At 62.6% G+C, this 21835-nt stretch carries 11 protein-coding genes; 9 read left to right on the top strand and 2 right to left on the bottom strand.

Annotated elements, in window-relative coordinates; translation table 11 throughout:
• The first annotated feature begins 100 nt into the window (after window positions 1–100).
• The 3 genes from ABNP31_RS24415 (at window position 101) to ABNP31_RS24425 (ending at window position 3597) form a co-directional block, all read left to right on the top strand.
• Entirely contained in the window at window positions 101–1405 is a 1305-nt protein-coding gene (locus ABNP31_RS24415; protein WP_015272119.1) for a murein hydrolase activator EnvC family protein, read from the top strand.
• 78 nt (window positions 1406–1483) lie between these two features.
• Window positions 1484–2800: a S41 family peptidase gene (locus ABNP31_RS24420; RefSeq protein ID WP_350012842.1), complete on the top strand. Its 1317-nt coding sequence runs from the start codon at window positions 1484–1486 to the stop codon at window positions 2798–2800.
• A gap of 8 nt (window positions 2801–2808) precedes the next feature.
• A complete protein-coding gene (locus ABNP31_RS24425; RefSeq protein WP_015272121.1) occupies window positions 2809–3597 on the top strand; it encodes a divergent polysaccharide deacetylase family protein in 789 nt (262 codons plus the stop codon).
• Here ABNP31_RS24425 and ABNP31_RS24430 read toward each other — a convergent pair.
• Both ABNP31_RS24430 and ABNP31_RS24435 read right to left on the bottom strand, forming a co-directional pair.
• Window positions 3581–8227, bottom strand: a complete 4647-nt coding sequence (locus ABNP31_RS24430; protein ID WP_350012843.1) for a dermonecrotic toxin domain-containing protein — start codon at window positions 8225–8227, stop codon at window positions 3581–3583. The two genes, ABNP31_RS24425 and ABNP31_RS24430, sit on opposite strands and share 17 nt — an antisense overlap.
• 120 nt (window positions 8228–8347) lie before the next feature.
• Entirely contained in the window at window positions 8348–10294 is a 1947-nt protein-coding gene (locus ABNP31_RS24435; protein WP_223998156.1) for a BCCT family transporter, read from the bottom strand.
• Window positions 10295–10827: 533 nt separating this feature from the next.
• On the opposite strand from ABNP31_RS24435, the gene betI reads away from it, so the two are divergent.
• The 6 genes from betI (at window position 10828) to selO (ending at window position 21791) form a co-directional block, all read left to right on the top strand.
• Window positions 10828–11484 (top strand): transcriptional regulator BetI, encoded by a 657-nt coding sequence (betI, locus tag ABNP31_RS24440; protein ID WP_003259891.1) that lies wholly within the window; start codon window positions 10828–10830, stop codon window positions 11482–11484.
• 39 nt (window positions 11485–11523) lie between these two features.
• Window positions 11524–12996, top strand: a complete 1473-nt coding sequence (betB, locus tag ABNP31_RS24445) for a betaine-aldehyde dehydrogenase (RefSeq protein WP_015272124.1) — start codon at window positions 11524–11526, stop codon at window positions 12994–12996.
• Between the two features lie 78 nt (window positions 12997–13074).
• On the top strand, window positions 13075–14772 hold the full coding sequence (gene betA / locus ABNP31_RS24450) for a choline dehydrogenase (protein WP_015272125.1): 1698 nt from the start codon (window positions 13075–13077) through the stop codon (window positions 14770–14772).
• Window positions 14773–15036: 264 nt separating this feature from the next.
• Complete coding sequence (locus ABNP31_RS24455; RefSeq protein ID WP_013974590.1) at window positions 15037–16779, top strand: potassium/proton antiporter; 1743 nt, start codon at window positions 15037–15039, stop codon at window positions 16777–16779.
• Between the two features lie 35 nt (window positions 16780–16814).
• On the top strand, window positions 16815–20150 hold the full coding sequence (gene mscK, locus ABNP31_RS24460; RefSeq protein WP_274119837.1) for a mechanosensitive channel MscK: 3336 nt from the start codon (window positions 16815–16817) through the stop codon (window positions 20148–20150).
• A gap of 180 nt (window positions 20151–20330) precedes the next feature.
• Window positions 20331–21791, top strand: coding sequence for a protein adenylyltransferase SelO (gene selO / locus ABNP31_RS24465; protein ID WP_350012844.1), 1461 nt, complete (start codon window positions 20331–20333; stop codon window positions 21789–21791).
• Window positions 21792–21835: the final 44 nt, after the last annotated feature.

Genomic DNA, 21835 nt, shown 5'->3' on the forward strand with positions numbered 1-21835 from the left:
ATTCCAGACAAACGCCCCTCTGCACCCACAGCGAGGCGTTTTTTTTGCCCGCCCGCGCGGGCATACTAGGCCAGTCTCCATCCTTGGTACGCCAAACCCCATGCTTCGCGCCCTGATCCTCCTAGCCCTGTCTTGCCTGCTCAGCCCGGCCTTTGCCGATGAGCGTGCGCAGACCCAGCAGCAACTGGACGCCACCCGCCAGGATATTGCCGAGCTCAAGAAGACGCTGGGCAAGCTCCAGGAAGAAAAGGCCGGTGTGCAAAAGGACCTCAAAGCCACCGAGACCGATATCGGCAACCTGGAAAAGCAGGTGGAGGCCCTGCAGCAAGAACTAAAAAAGACCGAGGGCGAGCTGGAGCGCCTTGATACCGAGAAAAAAAAACTCCAGAGCGCCCGCGTTGAACAACAGCGACTGATCGCCATCCAGGCCCGTTCGGCCTACCAGAATGGCCGCGAGGAATACCTCAAGCTGCTGCTCAACCAGCAGAACCCCGAGAAGTTCGCCCGCACCCTCACCTACTACGACTACCTGAGCAAGGCGCGCCTGGAGCAACTGCGCACCTTCAACGAGACCCTGCGCCAGCTGGCCAACGTCGAACAGGAAATCGCTACCCAGCAGCAACAGCTGCTGGCCCAGCGCGCCGACCTCGACAGCCGCCGCCAGGCCCTGGAAACCGAGCGCGGCAAGCGCCAGCAGGTGCTGGCCAAGCTCAACAGCGACATGAAGGACCGCGACCAGAAGCTGCAATCGCGCGAGCAGGATCAGGCCGATTTGTCCAAGGTACTCAAGACCATCGAGGAAACCCTCGCCCGCCAGGCCCGCGAGGCCGAAGAAGCGCGCAAGAAGGCCTTGCTGGCTCAGCAGGAAGCGGAAAAACGCCGCCAGCAGGAAGCCTTGGCCGCCGCTGCCGCCCGCGAACAGGCCCGCGAACCGGTGGAGCCACCGAAAAAGGCCCGCACCACCCTGGGCCCGCTGGTTTCCAGCGACGGCGCGAACTACGGCGGCGCATTTTCTGCCGCACGGGGAAAACTTCCCTGGCCAGTCAATGGTCGATTGCTGGCACGTTTCGGTGATGCCCGCGGCAGTGATGCCCGTGCCAAGTGGGACGGGGTGATGATCAGCGCCAACCCGGGCACCCAGGTCCGTGCCGTGCACGGCGGGCGCGTGGTGTTCGCCGACTGGTTGCGCGGTGCCGGGCTTCTGGTCATTCTCGACCATGGCAACGGTTACCTGAGCCTGTACGGCCATAACCAGAGCCTGCTCAAGAGCGCCGGTGATATCGTCAAGGCTGGCGAGGCCATTTCCACCGTTGGCGACAGCGGCGGCCAGGACGCTGCCGGCTTGTACTTCGCCATCCGCCAGCAGGGCCGGCCTACCGACCCTTCGCAGTGGTGCCGGGGCTAGTCAAATTTCTACGGGGTAGCCCACGGGCTGCGCCGATGCTCCCCAGGGAGCGCTTACAGGATCAGGAGTTCGTTCGACATGCTGCACTCGCCTCGTCTCACCCAGCTGGCCCTGTCCATCGCCCTGGCGGTCGGCGCGCCCCTGGCCACTGCCGCGGAGCCGGCCAAGCCGGCCGCAGCACCGGCCACCGAGGTGACCGCCAAGGCGCCACTGCCGCTTGAAGAGCTGCGCACCTTCGCCGAGGTCATGGACCGCATCAAGGCGGCCTATGTGGAGCCGGTGGATGACAAGACCCTGCTGGAAAATGCCATCAAGGGCATGCTCAGCAACCTCGACCCGCACTCGGCCTACCTCGGCCCAGAGGACTTCCAGGAACTGCAGGAAAGCACCAGCGGCGAGTTCGGCGGGCTGGGCATCGAAGTAGGCCAGGAAGACGGCTTCATCAAGGTGGTCTCGCCGATCGACGACACCCCGGCATCGCGTGCCGGCGTGCAGGCCGGCGACCTGATCGTCAAGATCAACGGCGCCCCGACCCGTGGCCAGACCATGACCGAAGCGGTCGACAAGATGCGTGGCAAGGTGGGCGAGAAAATCACCCTGACCTTGGTGCGTGACGGCGGCACCCCCTTCGACGTGACCCTGGCCCGCGCGGTCATCCAGGTCAAGAGCGTGAAGAGCCAGCTGCTGGAGAACGACTACGGCTACATCCGCATTACCCAGTTCCAGGTCAAGACCGGCGACGAAGTAGGCAAGGCCCTGGCCAAACTGCGCAAGGACAACGGCAAGAAGCTGCGCGGCGTGGTGCTGGACCTGCGCAACAACCCGGGCGGCGTGCTGCAGTCGGCGGTGGAAGTGGCCGACCACTTCCTGACCAAGGGCCTGATCGTCTACACCAAGGGCCGCATCGCCAACTCCGAGCTGCGCTTCTCGGCCGACCCGGCCGACGCCAGCGACGGCGTGCCACTGGTGGTGCTGATCAACGGCGGCAGTGCCTCGGCCTCGGAAATTGTCGCCGGCGCCCTGCAAGACCAGAAACGCGCCGTGCTGATGGGCACCGACAGCTTCGGCAAAGGCTCGGTGCAGACCGTGCTGCCACTGGCCAACGACCGTGCCCTGAAGCTCACCACCGCGCTGTACTTCACCCCCAACGGCCGCTCGATCCAGGCCCAGGGCATCGTCCCCGACATCGAAGTGCGCCCGGCCAAGCTCACCGCCGAAGCCGACACCGACAACTTCAAGGAAGCCGACCTGCAGGGCCACCTGGGCAACGGCAACGGCGGTGCCGACCGCCCGACCGGCAGCGGCAAGCGCAAGGAGCGCCCGCAGGATGACGACTTCCAGCTGAGCCAGGCTCTGAGCCTGCTCAAAGGCCTGAACATCACCAAGGGCGACTGATCCACTCCATGCGTTATCTGCTGTGTCTGCTGTTCTGCCTGATGGCAGGGGTCGCGCAAGCGGCGCCGGCCGGCAAGGCCTACATGAGCATCATCATCGACGACCTCGGCCAGAGCAGCGAGCGCGACAGCCGCACCTTGGCCCTGCCCGGCCCGGTAACCCTGGCGATCATGCCGGACACTCCGCATGCCACCACGTTTGCCCGGCAGGCGCACAAGGCCGGCAAGACAGTTATCCTGCACATGCCCATGGACCCGGCCACCGGCCCTTACGCCTGGCACCCGGGCACGCCCCTGCCGGAGCTTGCCCACCGCCTGGACACCGCCCTGGCGCAGGTGCCTTACGCAGTCGGTATCAACAACCACATGGGCAGCCGCATGACCGCCCAACCCGAAGCGATGGCCATGCTGATGGCCGACCTGCAACGCCGACACCTGTTTTTTGTCGACAGCCGCACCAGCGCTGCCACGGTGGCTGCATTCCAGGCTCAGGCCCAGGGCCTGGCACAGGTATCCCGCGATGTCTTTCTGGACAACGTACGTACGGTCGAGGCCATCGGCAGCGAATTGCAGCTCGGGGTCGAACTGGCTCGCAAACAAGGCTCAGCCGTGCTGATCGGCCACCCTTATCCGCAAACCCTCGAAGTGCTCGAACGCGAACTGCCCCGACTGAAGCGCCAGGGCGTAGAGCTGATCGGCCTGGAACAGATGATTGCCGAGCGGGGCAATCAGACGATGCCCGCGCATGCCAAGCACCATCCCACCGCCCCCGTTGGCCGACTCAATGGAAAGGAATGATTCCTCGGGCCTGTGCCAGAGTAAGGGCTCCCCTGTGCAATCGCTGTTTCGAGTCTGCAGCGGCCTTGCTACTCAAACGACGCTGGCTCCAGGTCTTGAGGTGACCCACCGTGAAATCCTCTGCAAACGCATCTGGCGAGCTGAAATGAAAGTGCGCAGCCCAGAGGTTCCGCTTGCTCGGTAGACGAACGATCCGGTATTCGTCAAAAGCGCTGCCATCCTGCATGGTGCGCCGTTCCACATATTCGACCTGTATCAGGTGCTTTCCGTGGAGATACTGCAAACCTTCGGCCGACGGATACTTGGTGTCGGTATAGAGCCTGGTCATCTGAAATGTTTTATCCGCCTCCAACTTGTCCAGATCCACTTCCAGCGTCCTGATCAGCTTGTCGTTTCCTCCGGCATCACGCACCACACTGAGTGCCTGATTCAGCTTTTCCAGATGCTGATCGAACAACTGCTTGAGCAACGCCCCTTTGATGTCGTGCTTGACATAGTCCTTGGCCTGCTCCCTGACTGCATCGCTCTCGTCCAGAAGCGCCTGTACCCACATGGGCAGGTCAGTTGGAGCAGCTTCGTCCGCCAATGAAGGGCGCTTGCTTTCACGCTGTCGCCATTCCCCATCCACCAGGTCGAAGGTTGCCAGTACTTCTTCACTGAACGTCTCCCGCACTTCAACGATCTGGCTTTCGTCTATCGTCCTTTCCACCCCGATCATCAACTGCCCAGCAAGGTTGCGCACCACTCGCTGCTCTTCGGTAGACACCTTGTAGGGTCTGCGCTTTTGCGCGACCGTTCCACCCTCCTGCTCCGAGATCGCGGCAACCAGCCGCTGTCCTGCATCTTCCTTCAGTTGCTTTACATGGTTGCGATACCGCTCGAGCATCACGGGTTCGATCAGTTCGCCACCTTCACGGAGAATGCGGGCACTGTTGAGTAATGCGGCAGAGTACTCATCCCATGCCTCTTGCAGGATCACGATGCGGTCGTCTGCCGACAGATTGGCGAAGTCAAGCTCCCCATGAGTCTCTGCGGCATTGCGCAAGGCCATGCTGACCAGTTCGTCCCGGTAGCGGGCGACTGTCTGGAGGCCGCCGGGAGCATTGAGGTGCAAGGCCAGGTCTGCCAGGTTCTGCACCTGATGGAAGCGCATCTGCACGGTCGAAAACGGTCTTTCGTCGATCAGATGCCCCACTGTGCGATGGTCACCAGGGGGGTTGGAAGGTATGACAAGCTCAACCGGCGACTCGGCCAGCAAATTGTCCAGGTGCACTCGTATGGCAAGCATGCGGTCCTGATACTCAGCCACATGCTCCAGCTTGATACGAAACGCAGCATATTGTTCGCCGACTTCAGCCAATGGCTTACCATCAATAGCCCGTTGCAGCGCGGCAAGTTGCGGATAGTCCGTAAGGCTCCAGAGCTCGTTGTAAACGAAGACACAATCGCGAATCAGCTCTGTGCGAGCATTCTCTTCATGCTTGGCAACAGGCTTATCCAACCCATCTTTTTGGCGTTGCCCGGCATATTTGGGTTCCGCCATCGTGATCAACAGCTTTAGCTGTTCGTCTTCCTTGCCAATGGCCTCTTCAAGCAGCGAAACGATTTGCTCACGCTGCTGGGCGATACTTTCCCGCGCATCCATCGCTCGTTGTTCATACTGCGCGGTCAGTGACCGGAGAGCTGTCGTATCGGTACCTGCCGGGGCCGAATTCACATCCTCCTGCGCCTTTGCCTTCAACGCGTCCATTTTGACGAGGCTCTGGTGCAAAGCCATCATCTGCTGACTCGCTGCCTGAACCGTCGACTTCAACTTCGGGATTTCCGCATCCAACTGGACGACGCGGTCGTAAAGTTTCTTGAATCGGACCGATACCGAAGTTCTGGGGCTGGGAGCCCCTCCTGCAAGGCGCAATTTCGTATCCACCCGCCAAGCCCCGTCGACAAATGCCAACCAGGGCCCGTAACCGCCAGTCGCATCGACTACCCGAACTCCCTCAGCCAGCAACTCCACGCTATAGAGGTCACCAGCCATGGCCGCGTAGTAGTTCTTATCGATCTGGTACAGGCCTTCACCATCGCCCGCTGTCAAAGGCTTCAACCCATTGACAGAGACGCTGGAGCGCATGGCTTGCAACCTTTGCCGCTGTTGCGCGGGCAGCCAGTTGAACCCATGCTGGCCGCGCCAGGAAAAGTCCAGCACCTGGCTGCCCAGTTCGCCCAGCGTGCCTTCCGGTTCTTCACGCGCCTCGATAGCTAGTTCGGCAAACGCGCCGTTTTGCCGGTCAGGTCCTTCGAACAGTGAAACATCAGGCAGCCGCCTTGTGGGCACTGTCTCCTGCTTCGGTTGATGGGCATGCAGCAGCGTCATCCCGAGGTTGAGCAAAAAGTCGGCCACTGCAGCAGACCGATCGAACTCACCACCCTGCTCCAACGCGGTCAAGTCGTTTTGCAGCGAAGCCAGAAACTGTACCAACCAGGCCACAGACGCGACCGGACCGCGTATCGCCTGAGTCACCACATCGAACAACAGCCAGGCGCCTTCGCACAGGAGCTGCCAGCGGCTCTCGGCGTCAGATACCGATTCCAGCCCTGCCAGCTCGACCAGCAGATCTCGATTGGCCTGGTAGATTTTCTCGTCAACCTTGTTGCGCCACAGCTTCAGGTCGAGCATCGCCGGCTCCGGCTTGGCCGGGAGCGTATAAGGGTCGATACCAATACTCACAATGTGCGGCTCGCTGAAACCACCCTCTGCATATACGTCGCGCGCGGTCGGGTCGATCCAGTCAAGAATGCTCTCTTGGAAGAGAGCCGACTCACGAATATGTGCAAGCAAGGCCTCAAGGCTTGCGTACTCGCGAACCGTGTCCTGTCGATATAGCGGGCGGTACACCAGAACCTTTGCCGGCTCGGCGCAGAACAGCAAGTACATGCCGCGCACAGTGTCTTTCTTGCACGAATGGCGGCTGCGCCTGAAAGCCAAAGGGATCAGTGACATGCGCGGAACCAAGGGGTCCTGATGACCTGCGCAAAAATCGACCACGCACTGTAAACCCACCTCGGAGACTTTAGCGTCGAGCCTGGCCGAAATGGCGCTGGAAAGAAACGCGCTTCGCCACTCCCTGCCCAAAAGCTCGACGCGCTCGGCACGCATGGCCTGATCATCCAACTGTCCGGCAACATAGGCCGGGTAGCGGCCACCAATGTCTACCTGGGTGACCAATCGCTTCGCTGCATCGGCATTCAGCCACTTCGGAAGCTTGATGCTCTTCTGATGGCGGACCTGCTTGATGTACGCGCCCTTGAGCGAAGCAAGGTTACCAATGGCGAATTCGGTAAGCGACTTGGTGCCCACGAACGCCAGTGGCTCGCCACCGCCGGCTCCAGTCGCAGCGCCACCAGGCACACCCCGGGCGATGTACAGGTCAAGAAGCACCTGATCTGGAGAAATTTCGTCCCCGTGCTCGCTTTTTATCTGCTCGGTCAGTTGCTGCGCGGTATACGCCGTCAATGACTGGATGCCGTCCAGCACCGAAACACCTCCGGCATCCAGTTGGTCGAGGGAGAGTTGCAACAACGCGGCGCGACAGGCAAAGCTGTCCTGCGGGGCGCTGGCCCTGAGCCCCGGCGGGGCTACGGTGGCTGGCGTGTCGTCTTCGTAGCGCACGAACCAGGCCGCCGGGTCGCTCAGCTCGGCAAAACGTTGCTCCAGCGAAGCCAAATCCGCCAAGCCACTGAAGCGCATCTGGTCGAAAGCCAGGAACATGGACTCAAGCAACAGCGAAACCTGTTGGGCAAAGACGTTGCCCTCGACCGGCTGACGCGTCCACGACAGGCTTTGGAAGCTGTAGTGCCGCGCCAGTTCGTTGCGCAGCGCGTTACCGAAATCGATCAACGAGGCGAAGCTGCGCGTGATACCGGACGGGGCGCACCAGAGCACCACTTGCCGCTCATCGTAATCGGCAGTGACCAGCAGGTGACTGAGCATCTGGTCGTATTGAATCGACCCACAAGTCAGGCTGGCTTTGACGAAATAGACCGAGGGCTGGGCAGCGCCACCGCGGATCAACCCGCGGATGCAGGCCTGCTCCTGAACATCCAGCCCTTGCAGTGGCAGGCCGCGCAAAAGCGTAGTCTTGAGCAGTAATTGCAGCCACTGGTCACGGCTCACTCCCGCACTGCCCTTGTCACTCCAGTACTTGAGCTGTGCCTCGCAGAACAGCCGTGGCAACCGTTGCACCAGTTCGTCGAGTGCATCGGACAGGCCGCTCAGTTGACGGGTGTCGAACGCGCTGTCCGAGCCAGGAAAACGGTATGAGGAGGTCAATGCAAGATTGTGATGCCGCTCACCGACAGGCTCGATGTCCAGCGGCTGTGCTTCGAGCAATGCCTGGAGCACACGGTCGACCAGCGGTTGCGTGGTCCAGTAAGGCGTGCTGGGGTCGGGACTATCCAGCATGAGAGGGTCGGCGTTGGACAGCGCCGGCTTCACAAAGGCAAGCCAGGACAGCTTCTCCTGCAGCACGGTCCACAGCTGCTCGCTGGTCACCTGCCGCAATGTTGGCCGACCACTGAACTGACTGGCTGCAGCGTACTGAAAATCGAATGTGGGAATAACGGGACGTTTCATAAAGCATGCCTCCGGAAGAAAACCGGCAGGCTGAAGCAAACTTGTCCGTTACCCGGGCTAATTATTGCTTGCCCATGAAAAAGGCCCTGCGTCCTGCAGGGCCTCCTCACCGCTCAAGAATCAGCTGTACACACGCCCCAGCAACTGGCGGTGGCTTTCGAACTGGTCCAGCACATCACGCACGATCTGCTCCGGCGCAAAGCCCATCAGGTCGTACTCCTGGCTGCCATCGTGCAGGTATACCTCGGCGCGGTAGAAGCGCTGGCGCACCTCCGGCTCACCTTCCACCGGCGCTTCGCTCGGCGCGGCCAGGTAGCCATCCAGGCTCACTTCATAGACGAACGGGTTGCCCTCTTCCATCATCACCCGCAGGCCCATCATGTTGCGCGACTGGCCAACCCGGGTTTCCACCTCGAAGCCCAGGGTCTGCAACTGCGCGGCAGCTTCTTTCAGCGCCGGGCTGACCTGCTTGTCCATGAAGCGCTGTACAACGGCCTGGGTCGGCTGCAGCTCCAGCTGGGTCAGGCGCTCGCTGAAGCCACGACGGCCACGTGCGGCCAGCTCGGCACGCTCCTGCTCCACCGCCACGTCCTGCTTCATGGCCTTGTACAGGCCGAACATGAACAGCACCAGCACCACCGAGAACGGCAGACCCGCCAGCACCACCATGGTCTGCATGGCTTCGAAGTTACCGGCGAACAGTAGGCCGATGGTGACCAGGGTGATGACCACCGACCAGAACACCACCATCCAGTGCGGGGCGTCTTCGTCGACCTTGCCACCTTTGCACGACAGGTTGGCCATCATCACCGCGCCGGAGTCGGCCGGGGTGAGGAACAGCACGAAGCCGACGAACACCGCTACACCGATCACGATCTTGGCCGCCGGGAAGTATTCCAGCAGCTGGTAGATCGACATCGACGGCTGTTCAAGGGCGGTCTTGCCCAGTTCCACGGCGCCTTGGTTGATCACCAGGTCCAGCGCGGTGTTGCCGAAGATCGACAGCCAGGCCAGGGTGAAGCCCAGCGGGATCAGCAACACGCCGCTGACCAGCTGGCGCACGGTGCGACCCTTGGAGATACGGGCAATGAACATGCCGACGAACGGGCCCCAGGAAATCCACCAGGCCCAGTAGAACACGGTCCACAGGCCCAGCCAGCGTTCGGACTTGCCAGCTTCGCCTTCATATACGTAGAGGTCGAAGGTTTTCAGCACGATGCCGTTGAGGTAGTCACCGATGTTCTGCACGAAGCCGTTAAGCAAGTGCAGGGTTTCGCCGCCCAGCAGGACGAAGATCAGCAAGCCGCTGAACAGCACGATGTTGAGGTTGGACAGGCGGCGAATGCCGTTTTCCACACCCGAGACCGCCGCCACGGTGGCGACGCCGGCCATGACCAGGATCACCACCAGCAGGTTGGTCTTGCTGTGATCCATGCCGAACAGGTATTCCAGCCCGGAGGCCACCTGCATCGAGCCGATGCCCAGGTTGGTCACCAGGCCCAGCAGGGTTACGAACATGCCGAAGATGTCCACGGCATTGCCCGCAGCACCCTTGACCCAACGCTCACCGACCAGCGGGTACAGCGCCGAGCGCAGGGCCAGTGGCTGATTGTGGCGGTAGGCGAAGTAACCCACGGCCAAGCCGACCAGGGCGTAGATCGCCCAGCCGTGCAAACCCCAGTGCAGGAAGGTCAGCTGCAGGCCCTGACGCGCTGCGTCGAGGCTGGCAGAAGTGCCTTCCGGTGGGTTGAAGTAGTGGTCCAGCGGCTCGGAGGCGCCGAAGTACAACAGCGAAATGCCGATACCGGAGGAGAACAGCATGCCGGCCCAGGCGCCATAGCTGAAGTCGGGCTGGTCATCCTTGCCGCCAAGCTTGAGCTTGCCGTAGTCGGAGAAGGCCAGGTAGATGACGAACAGCAGGTAACCGCCGATCACCAGCATGTAATACCAGCCGAAGGTGCGCGTCAGCCATTTCTGGGCCACGCCCAGCACTTGGCCGGCGGTTTCGGGTACAGCGATAAGCAAGGCAGTCAAAACGAGAATCATCAGCGCGGAGGTGAAGAACACCACGCGGTTGACCCGTACCCTCTCGGCCGGAGGGTTGGTAAGTGAGGCAGAACTCATTGCACGAATGCTCCGGGCAGTGCGGCTGTGGAGGCTAATCAATCTTTCCCGAGCAATTGGTGGAATATCCCCACTGCATCAGGTGTTATAAAAGCACCCTTGGAAACCGTGATCCCGAATCGATACGTTGCAAAAAACAGACAGGTGGCCTGCTGCAAATGCCACGCCTCAGCTGAGGTGCGCGCATTGGTCACAGATCACCCCGCCCGCTCCAAGGGCCCGCCGCAGGGTCTAAGACCGCACGGCAGAATCTGCATTTCGCATCGCTCATGCCCGTCAACGCCTTGTATTCAGGGGGTTACGCGATTTCCTGGGGTGTCAATCCGTGCCTTCTCGACCGCCTTAAAAACTGTCAATGGCACAAATTGTCGCAGAGCTTATTCTTTATTGATTGAACGTTCAATCAAAACAAAATAGACTGGCCTTCGCCGAGTCAGCCGCCCGTCGTCTGCTCGCAGGCCTGAGGAGAACGCAAGATGCCCAAGGTCGGTATGCAACCCATCCGCCGCCAGCAGTTGATCGAAGCCACGTTGCAGGCGGTCGATCAGGTCGGACTGGGTGACGCCAGCATTGCGCTGATTGCCCGTTTGGCCGGTGTGTCGAACGGCATCATCAGTCACTACTTTCGGGACAAGAACGGCCTGATAGCAGCGACGATGGGTTACATCATGAACATGCTCAACGAAGGTGTCAGAGCACGTCGCCAGGCCCTGACGGACGACAGCCCGCGCGCCCACCTGAAAGTGATCATCGAGGGCAACTTCGATGCCAGCCAGGTAAACGGCCCGGCGATGAAAACCTGGTTGGCCTTCTGGGCTTCCAGCATGCACCAGCCCGATTTGCACAGGTTGCAGCGGATCAACGACCACCGCTTGTATTCCAACCTGTGCTGCCAGTTCCGCCGCGCGCTGCCGCTCTACCATGCGCGCAAGGCAGCCCGCGGCCTGGCAGCTTTGATCGACGGCTTGTGGCTGCGTGGCGCCCTGTCGGGTGATGCATTCGACACCGACCAGGCGATACGGATTGCTTACGAATACATGGATCTACAACTGGCTAAACAGCACACCCTGGGTACAAACGACCAGGCCGCTGAACAACCGCGCACGGCCCTTGCCAACCCAGCAGGAGCGTGACGCGCAAGCCAAACCACACACTGCACTTGCGAGGACACTATGGCCCGTTTCGGAACGCAAAAACTCTACATTGATGGCGCTTACGTCGACGCTGGCAGCGATGCCACCTTCGAAGCCATCAACCCGGCTACCGGCGAAGTCCTCGCCCACGTGCAACGTGCCACCGAGGCTGACGTCGAGAAGGCCGTCGAAAGCGCCGAGCGAGGCCAGAAGGTCTGGGCCGCGATGACCGCCATGCAGCGTTCGCGCATCCTGCGCCGCGCCGTCGAGATCCTGCGCGAGCGCAACGACGAGCTGGCCATGCTGGAAACTCTGGACACCGGCAAGTCGTACTCGGAAACCCGCTACGTCGACATCGTCACCGGCGCCGACGTGCTGGAGTATTACGCTGGCCTGGTTCCGGCCATCGAAGGCGAGCAGATCCCGCTGCGTGAATCGTCCTTCGTCTACACCCGCCGCGAGCCGCTGGGCGTGACCGCCGGTATCGGTGCCTGGAACTACCCGATCCAGATCGCCCTGTGGAAATCCGCCCCGGCCCTGGCCGCCGGCAACGCGATGATCTTCAAGCCGTCGGAAGTCACCTCGCTGACCACCCTGAAACTGGCCGAGATCTACACCGAAGCCGGCTTGCCGAACGGCGTGTTCAACGTCCTGACCGGCAGCGGCCGTGAAGTCGGCACCTGGCTGACCGAACACCCACGCATCGAAAAAGTCTCCTTCACCGGCGGCACCACCACCGGCAAGAAGGTTATGGCCAGCGCCTCGAGCTCGTCGCTCAAGGAAGTCACCATGGAGCTGGGCGGCAAGTCGCCACTGATCATCTGCGCCGACGCCGACCTGGACAAGGCCGCCGACATCGCCATGATGGCCAACTTCTACAGCTCGGGCCAGGTTTGCACCAACGGCACCCGCGTGTTCATCCCGGCTGATATGAAAGCTGCCTTCGAGGCCAAGATCGTCGAGCGCGTTGCCCGCATCCGCGCTGGCAACCCGGAAGACGAAAACACCAACTTCGGCCCGCTGGTCAGCTTCCAGCACATGGAAAGCGTGCTTGGCTACATCGCCAAGGGCAAGGAAGAAGGCGCACGCGTGCTGTGCGGTGGCGAGCGTCTGACCGCCGGTGATTTCGCCAAGGGTGCATTCGTGGCCCCGACCGTGTTCACCGACTGCACCGACGACATGACCATCGTCAAGGAAGAGATCTTCGGCCCGGTGATGAGCATCCTCACCTACGAAACCGAAGAAGAAGTCATCCGTCGCGCCAACGACACCGAGTACGGCCTGGCCGCCGGTGTCTGCACCAACGACATCACCCGCGCTCACCGCATCATCCACAAGCTGGAAGCCGGTATCTGCTGGATCAACGCCTGGGGCGAATCGCCGGCCGAAATGCCGGTCGGTGGCTACAAGCAGTCGGGCGTCGGCCGTGAGAACGGCGTCAGCTCGCTGGCTCAATACACCCGCATCAAGTCGGTCCAGGTCGAGCTGGGCGGCTACAACTCGGTCTTCTAAGGCCCTGTCCAGCCACGCCCGTGCCTCAGCGCACGGGCGTTCCTGCTCCCTGAACACCGCCAACACGAGGGTACTTTCATGTCCCAAGAATTCGATTACATCATCGTCGGTGCCGGTTCGGCCGGTAACACCCTGGCGACCCGCCTGACCGAAGACGCAGGCGTCACCGTATTGCTGCTGGAAGCCGGTGGCCCCGACTACCGCTTCGACTTCCGCACCCAGATGCCAGCAGCCCTGGCCTTCCCACTGCAGGGCCGCCGCTACAACTGGGCCTACGAGACCGATCCGGAGCCGTACATGGACGGCCGCCGCATGGAATGCGGTCGCGGCAAAGGCCTGGGTGGCTCGTCGCTGATCAACGGCATGTGCTACATCCGCGGTAATGCCCTGGACTTCGATGGCTGGGCAGAACTGCCAGGCCTGGAAGACTGGACCTATCTGGACTGCCTGCCGTACTTCCGCAAGGCCGAAACCCGCGACATCGGCCCGAACGACTACCACGGTGGCGAAGGCCCGGTCAGCGTGACCACGCCGAAAGCCGGCAACAACCCGCTGTTCCACGCCATGGTCGAAGCCGGCGTGCAGGCCGGTTACCCGCGCACCGAAGACCTGAATGGCTACCAGCAGGAAGGCTTCGGCCCGATGGACCGTACGGTGACCAAGAACGGCCGCCGCTCCAGCACCGCCCGTGGCTATCTGGACCAGGCCAAGAAGCGCCCGAACCTGACCATCGTCACCCACGCCCTGACTGACCGCGTGCTGTTCGACGGCAAGCGCGCCATCGGCGTGACCTACCTGGTCGGTGACAGCGAAGAGCGCGTTGAAGCCCGTGCCCGCAAGGAAGTCATCGTCAGCTCCGGCGCCATCGCTTCGCCGCAGCTGTTGCAGCGCTCCGGCGTTGGTCCGCGCGCCCTGCTGGAAAGCCTCGACATCCCGGTGGTGCACGATCTGCCAGGCGTTGGCGAAAACCTGCAGGACCACCTGGAGCTGTACCTGCAGTACGCCTGCACCCAGCCGGTGTCGCTGTACCCGTCGTTGCTGTGGTGGAACCAGCCGGCCATCGGTGCCGAGTGGATGTTCAACGGCACCGGCATCGGCGCCAGCAACCAGTTCGAGGCCGGTGGTTTCATTCGTACCCGCCCTGAATTCAAATGGCCGAACATTCAATACCACTTCCTGCCAGTGGCCATTAACTACAACGGCTCCAATGGCGTGAAGGAACACGGCTTCCAGGCACACATGGGTTCCATGCGCTCGCCTGCCCGCGGCCGCATCCAGGCCAAGTCGAAGGACCCGCGCCAACACCCGAGCATTCTGTTCAACTACATGTCCACCGAGCAGGACTGGCAGGAATTCCGTGACGGCATCCGCCTGACCCGTGAAATCATGGCCCAGCCGGCACTGGACCCGTACCGTGGCCGTGAGATCAGCCCCGGCGCGCACGTGCAGACCGATGAAGAGCTGGACAAGTTCATCCGCGAGCACGCCGAAACCGCCTTCCACCCGTCCTGCTCGTGCAAGATGGGCACCGACGACATGGCGGTGGTCGACGGCGAAGGCCGCGTGCATGGCATGAAGGGCCTGCGTGTGGTCGATGCGTCGATCATGCCGCTGATCATCACCGGTAACCTCAACGCCACCACGATCATGATCGCCGAGAAAATCTCGGACAAGATCCGTGGCCGCAAGCCGCTGCCGCGCAGCACTGCCAAGTACTACGTGGCGGGCGATGCACCGGTGAAGGGCAAGCCGATGCGTGAAATCAAGCAGGCGTAAACTGCACCGGCCCTTTCGCGGGCATGCCCGCTCCCACAGGACTCTCACAGAACTTGAGATTTGTGATTCACCTGTGGGAGCGGGCGCGCCCGCGAAGAGGCCCACCCAGGCAACACCCGAAAAGGCACCCACCGCGGTGCCTTTTTTTCATCTGCAGAAACGCTTTACAGCCTGCCAATTCATCAGGTTAGAATCATTTGGCACGCGACCTGCTAGCGTCATGCTATCAAGTCCCCTCCCCCGCGGTCCCCGGAGTACCTGCCTTTGGATGCAAGCACCATCAACAGCCTGTTCCTGATCGGCGCATTGCTGGTGGGCGCAAGTATCCTGGTCAGTTCGCTGTCGTCGCGCCTGGGCATCCCTATCCTGGTCATCATCCTTGCGGTCGGCATGATCGCCGGCGTCGATGGTGGCGGCATCATCTTCAACAACTATCCGACCGCCTACCTGGTGGGCAACCTGGCTCTGGCCGTGATCCTGCTCGACGGTGGCCTGCGCACACGGGTGGCGAGCTTCCGCGTGGCGCTGTGGCCGGCGCTGTCGCTGGCCACCATCGGCGTAATGATCACCACCGCCCTCACGGGCCTGGTCGCCGCCTGGCTGTTCGACCTGAGCCTGATCCAGGGCCTGCTCATCGGCGCCATCGTCGGTTCCACCGACGCTGCGGCGGTGTTCTCGCTGCTCGGCGGCAAAGGCCTGAACGAGCGGGTCACGGCCACCCTGGAGATCGAGTCGGGTAGCAACGACCCGATGGCAGTTTTCCTCACCGTCACCCTGATCGACATGATCGCCAGCGGCCAGACCGGCCTGCACTGGAGCCTGCTCACCCACCTGCTGCGCGAATTCGGCATCGGCGGGCTGGTGGGCCTGGGCGGCGGCTGGCTGATGCTGCAACTGGTCAACCGCATCAAGCTGGCTGGCGGCCTGTACCCAATCCTGGTGATCGCTGGCGGCCTGGTGGTGTTCTCGCTGACCAACGCCCTGCACGGCAGCGGATTCCTTGCCGTGTACCTGTGCGGCCTGGTGCTGGGCAACAAGCCCATCCGCAGCCGCCACGGCATCCTGCACATGCTCGACGGCATGGCGTGGCTGGCGCAGATCGGCATGTTCCTGGTGCTGGGGCTGCTGGTCACGCCCCATGACCTGCTGCCCATCGCCCTGCCGGCGCTGGGCCTGGCGCTGTGGATGATCCTGGTAGCGCGCCCGCTGTCGGTGGTCGCCAGCCTGTTGCCGTTCAAGGCCTTCCACGGCCGTGAAAAGGCCTTCATTTCCTGGGTCGGCCTGCGCGGTGCGGTACCGATCATCCTCGCGGTGTTCCCGCTGATGGCCGGCCTGCCGGACGCCCAGCTGTTCTTCAACCTGGCCTTCTTCATCGTGCTGGTGTCGCTGCTGGTGCAAGGCACCAGCCTGCCGTGGATGGCCAAGCTGCTGAAAGTGACAGTACCGCCAGACCCGGCGCCAATCTCCCGTTCCGCCCTGGAAGTGCACATCACCAGCGAGTGGGAAATGTTCGTCTACCGCCTGGGCGCCGAAAAATGGTGCATCGGCGCCGCCCTGCGCGAGTTGAAGATGCCCGAAGGCACGCGGATCGCCGCGCTGTTCCGGGGCGAGCAGCTGCTGCACCCGTCGGGCAGCACCGTGCTGGAAGTAGGCGACATGCTCTGCGTGATCGGCCACGAACATAACCTGCCGGCCCTGGGCAAACTGTTCAGCCAGGCACCACAACGTGGCCTCGACCTGCGTTTCTTCGGCGACTTCGTGCTCGAAGGCGATGCCGAACTGGGTGCGGTGGCAGCGTTGTACGGCCTGAAACTCGACGGCCTGGACGCGAAAATGCCGCTGGCCCAGTTCATCCGACAGAAGGTCGGAGGCGCTCCAGTAGTAGGTGACCAGGTCGAATGGCATGGCACGATCTGGACCGTGGCCACCATGGACGGGAACAAGATCCAGAAAGTAGGCGTCAGATTCCCCGAAGGAACGCGACCCGGACCAGGATTGTTCCTCTAAACTTCGTTTCTGCCGGATCCACAAGTAGTCTGCCTATGTCCCTGCGCGTGTACCTCCGCACAGCCCTGCTCGGGCTGTGCCTGTCTCTCTCGTTCGCCGCTGGTGCGGCCGAGCTTCCCACCACGACCAGCATCCAGAGCAGCCTGAACAAGATTTCCCAGCCCAAGGGTGCCGAGGCCGACCCCAAGGCTGCGCAACAGACACCGGAGCAGAAGGCCCAGCAACAGGTGCTGGAACAGACCCTGGCACTGCTGCTCAGCAAGGAAGACAGCGAAAAGAAGCTTGAGGCACTCAAGCAGCAATTGGCTGGCGCGCCCAAGGAAACCGCCGACAGCCAGCGCGAGCTGATCAAGCTCAAGGCCAGCAAGCCACTGCCGGTGGCCCAACGCTACGCCACCCTGAACGTGCCACAGCTGGAGCAGATGCTCAGCGAGCGCAGTACGCAACAAGGCGAACTGCAAAAGGCACTGTCGGATGCCAACAGCCTGATCATCAACTCGCAGACCCGCCCAGAGCGGGCTCAGGCAGAAATCAGCAACAACCAGACACGTACCCAGCAGATCAACCTCAGCCTCAAGAGCGGCAAGGAGAACGGCAAGCCACTCAACAGCGACCAACGCAACAAGCTCAATGCCGAGCTGGCGTCGCTAAATGCCCTGACCTCGTTGCGCCGCCAGGAACTGGCTGGCAACGGCCTGCTGCAGGACCTGGGCAATGCCCGTCACGACCTGCTGATCGAGCGCGCCACACGAATGGAGCAGGAAATCCAGGACCTGCAATCGCTGATCAACGAAAAGCGCCTGGCCCAGTCGCAGCAGGCGGTCACCCAGCAATCGATCGAAGCGCAGAAAGCCGGCGGCAGCACCCTGCTGGCCAACGAAAGCGCTGCCAACCTGAAACTGTCCGACTACCTGCTCAAGAGCACCGACCGCCTCAACGAGCTGACCCAGCAGAACCTGCGCAGCAAGCAGCAGCTGGACAGCCTGACCCAGGCCGACCAGGCCTTGGACGAACAGATCAGCGTGCTCAAGGGCAGCCTGCTGCTGTCCAAGATCCTCTACAAGCAGAAGCAGGCCCTGCCGCACCTGAAAGTCGACCGCGACCTGGCTGACCAGATCGCCGATATCCGTCTTTACCAGTTCGAAGTGAACCAGCAACGCGAGCAGATGAGCAGCCCCGCCGCGTACGTCGACAACCTGCTGCTCGGCCAACCGCAGGAGCAGGTTACCCCTCAGCTGCGCAAGGCGCTGCTGGAGGTGATGATTACCCGCGTCGACCTGCTCGAACGCCTCAGCCGGGAGCTGTCGGCACTGCTCAACGAATCGATCACCCTGCAGCTCAACCAGAAGCAGCTGCTCGGCACCGCCCAGGGCTTGCGCACCACGCTCGAAGAGCAGATGTTCTGGATTCCCAGCAACAAGCCACTGGACTGGGAATGGCTGAGCCTGGTGCCGGCACGCTTCGCCGACCAGGTAGCCAGCCTGCCCTGGGGTTCGGGCCTCAAGGAATTGGCCGATGGGCTGGGCCAGCGCCCGCTGCTGTTCCTGCCCTTGCTGCTGGTGATCGGCGCCCTGCTGTGGCGGCGCAAGTACCTGTACCAACGGCTGGGCAAGGTGCACCAGGACATCGGCCACTTCCGCCGTGACAGCCAGTGGCACACGCCACAGGCGATCCTCATCAACATCCTGCTGGCGATGCCGGTCAGCCTGGGCCTGGCCCTGTGCAGCTACGCCCTGCAGATCGACGCCCGCGGGCAGAATGCCAACCTCGGCGCCGCCCTCTGGCAACTGGCCCAGGCCTGGCTGGTGTTCTACACCGCCTACCGCATCCTAGCCCCGGGCGGCGTGGCGGAAATCCACTTCCGCTGGCACAAGCCGCAGGTCGAGTTCCTGCGCGGCTGGGTGCGCCGCCTGGGCACCGTGGTACTGGCACTGGTCGGCGTGGTGGCAGTGGCCGAACATCAGCCTTCGGCGCTGGCCGATGATGTGCTGGGTATCGGCGTGGTGCTGACCTGCTACGCACTGATGGCCTGGCTGCTCAGCCGCCTGCTGCTCAGCAGCCCGGCGCACCGCGACACCTCGCTGTTCCGCAAGGCCGTGGGCGTGGCCTTCACCGCCCTGCCCATCGCCCTGTTCGTGGCCGTGTGCTTCGGCTACTACTACACCGCACTGAAACTTACCGACCGGCTGATCTACACCCTGTACCTGCTGCTGTTCTGGCTGGTGATCGAAGCCGCGTTCGTGCGTGGCCTGTCGGTGGCGGCACGGCGCCTGGCCTACCAGCGCGCGCTGAGCAAGCGGGCGGCGGCCAAGGAAGGGCTGGATGGCGAAGTCATCACCGAAGAACCAACGCTGGACATCGAACAGGTCAACCAGCAGTCGCTGCGCCTGATCCGCCTGGCCCTGCTCGGCGGCTTCATCGCCGGCCTGTACTGGGTGTGGTCGGACCTGATTTCGGTGTTCGCCTACCTCAACAATTTCACCCTGTACGAGTACTCCAGCGGCACCGGTGCCACCGCCAGCATGGTGCCGATCAGCCTGGGCGACTTCCTCGGTGCGCTGGTCATCATCGGCATCACCTTCGCGCTAGGACGGAACTTGCCCGGCCTGCTCGAAGTACTGGTGCTGTCGCGGCTCAACCTGGCCCAGGGCAGTGCGTATGCCACTACTACCTTGCTGTCCTATGTCATCGTCGGCGTCGGTATCGTCAGCACCCTGTCGACCCTCGGGGTCAGCTGGGACAAGCTGCAATGGCTGGTGGCCGCGCTGTCGGTGGGCCTGGGCTTCGGCATGCAGGAAATCTTCGCCAACTTCATTTCCGGCATCATGATCCTGTTCGAGCGCCCGGTGCGGATTGGCGACACCATTACCATCGGCAACCTGTCGGGCACGGTGAGCAAGATCCGCATCCGCGCCACCACCATCACCGACTTCGACCGCAAGGACATCATCGTCCCCAACAAGACCTTCATCACCGGTCAGCTGATCAACTGGTCGCTGACCGACACGGTCACCCGGGTAACGCTGAAGCTGGGCATCGACTATGGCTCCGACCTGGACCTGGTCCGCGACCTGCTGCTCAAGGGGGCCCACGAAAACCCGCGCGTGCTCAAGGACCCGGAGCCGATCGTGTACTTCCTCAACTTCGGTGAGAGCTCGCTGGACCACGAGCTGCGCATGCACGTACGCGACCTGGGCGACCGCAACCCGACGCTGGACGAGATCAACCGCTACATCAACCGCGAGTTCAAGGCCCACAACATCAAGATCTCGGTGCGACAGGTCGAGGTGTTTCTGATGGATCCGAAGGGCGGCAAACAGCAGCTGATTCCGGTGGAGCAGCCGAAACCGGATGGCACTGCTTCGGCCTGAGTGGGCTCTAATACTTTATTCTGTGCAGAATCCCTGCGAGGGCTTCGCCCTCGTTCGCGGGCGCGCCCGCTCCCACAAGGGCCGCGCCGCTCTCAGGCACTGCGCAATACCTGTGGGAGCGGGCTTGCCCGCGAAGGGCCGCAAAGCGGCCCCAGTCCATCAATTTCTGGAGCCGGCCCCGTGAAAGCCCTCGACCAACTCACCTTCGACAATCGCTTCGCCCGCCTGGGCGACGCGTTCTCCACCCAGGTCCTGCCCGAACCCATCGCAGACCCACGCCTGGTGGTAGCGAGCGAGTCGGCCATGGCGCTGCTCGACCTCGACCCAGCCCAGGCAGACCTGCCGGTTTTCGCCGAGCTGTTCAGCGGCCACAAGCTATGGGAAGAGGCCGACCCGCGGGCGATGGTCTATTCCGGCCATCAGTTCGGCTCCTACAACCCACGCCTGGGTGATGGCCGCGGCCTGCTGCTGGCCGAAGTGCTGAATGACCAGGGCGAGCACTGGGACCTGCACCTCAAGGGTGCCGGACAGACGCCCTACTCGCGCATGGGCGACGGCCGCGCCGTGCTGCGTTCCTCGATCCGCGAGTTCCTCGCCTCCGAGGCCTTGCACGCCCTGGGCATTCCCAGCAGCCGGGCACTGTGCGTGATCGGCTCGAGCACCCCGGTGTGGCGCGAAACCCGCGAAAGCGCGGCCATGCTCACCCGCCTGGCGCAGAGCCATGTGCGTTTCGGGCATTTCGAATACTTCTACTACACCAGGCAGCCAGAACAGCAGCGCGTGCTCATCGACCACGTGCTGGAGCAGCACTACCCCGAATGCCGCGATGCCGAGCAGCCGTACCTGGCCATGTTCCGCACCATCGTCGAGCGCAATGCCGAGCTGATCGCCCGTTGGCAGGCCTATGGTTTCTGCCACGGGGTAATGAACACCGACAACATGTCGATCCTCGGCATCACCTTCGACTTCGGCCCGTACGCCTTCCTCGACGACTTCGATGCCAACTTCATCTGCAACCACTCCGACGACCGTGGCCGCTACAGCTACGCCAACCAGGTACCGATAGCCCACTGGAACCTCAGTGCGCTGGCCCAGGCGCTGACCACGGTGATCGAAGTCGAACCGCTCAAGGAGGCGCTGGGCCTGTTCCTGCCGCTGTACCAGGCACACTACCTGGACCTGATGCGCCGGCGCCTGGGCCTGACCACCGCGCAAGAGGACGACATGGCGTTGGTCGAGCGCCTGCTGCAGCGCATGCAGAGCGGTGGCGTGGACTACAACCTGTTCTTCCGCAAGCTGGGCGATCAGCCCGTGGCCGAGGCGCTGAAGGTGGTGCGTGACGACTTCATCGACCTGGCCGGTTTCGATGCCTGGGGGGCGGACTACCTGGCCCGCTGCGAGCGCGAAGCGGATAATGCCGAAGGGCGGCGTGAGCGCATGCATGCGGTGAACCCGCTGTACGTGCTGCGCAACTACCTGGCACAGAAAGCCATCGAAGCGGCCGAAGCGGGGGATTACAGTGAAGTGCGACGGCTGCATGAGGTGCTGAGCCGCCCGTTCGAGGAGCAGGCCGGGATGCAGGGCTATGCCGAGCGACCGCCGGAATGGGGCAAGCACCTGGAAATCAGCTGCTCATCATGAATCCAGGGGCCGCTGCGCGGCCCATCGCGACACAAGGCCGCTCC

Source organism: Pseudomonas asiatica (assembly GCF_040214835.1).
Classification (GTDB): domain Bacteria; phylum Pseudomonadota; class Gammaproteobacteria; order Pseudomonadales; family Pseudomonadaceae; genus Aquipseudomonas; species Aquipseudomonas putida_Z.

Excerpts from the sequence above, each read along its gene's own strand:
- ABNP31_RS24415 (WP_015272119.1), top strand. The coding sequence starts at position 101 with ATGCTTCGCGCCCTGATCCTCCTAGCCCTGTCTTGCCTGCTCAGCCCG.
- ABNP31_RS24420 (WP_350012842.1), top strand. The coding sequence starts at position 1,484 with ATGCTGCACTCGCCTCGTCTCACCCAGCTGGCCCTGTCCATCGCCCTG.
- ABNP31_RS24425 (WP_015272121.1), top strand. The coding sequence starts at position 2,809 with ATGCGTTATCTGCTGTGTCTGCTGTTCTGCCTGATGGCAGGGGTCGCG.
- ABNP31_RS24430 (WP_350012843.1), bottom strand. The coding sequence starts at position 8,227 with ATGAAACGTCCCGTTATTCCCACATTCGATTTTCAGTACGCTGCAGCC.
- betI (WP_003259891.1), top strand. The coding sequence starts at position 10,828 with ATGCCCAAGGTCGGTATGCAACCCATCCGCCGCCAGCAGTTGATCGAA.
- betB (WP_015272124.1), top strand. The coding sequence starts at position 11,524 with ATGGCCCGTTTCGGAACGCAAAAACTCTACATTGATGGCGCTTACGTC.
- betA (WP_015272125.1), top strand. The coding sequence starts at position 13,075 with ATGTCCCAAGAATTCGATTACATCATCGTCGGTGCCGGTTCGGCCGGT.
- mscK (WP_274119837.1), top strand. The coding sequence starts at position 16,815 with ATGTCCCTGCGCGTGTACCTCCGCACAGCCCTGCTCGGGCTGTGCCTG.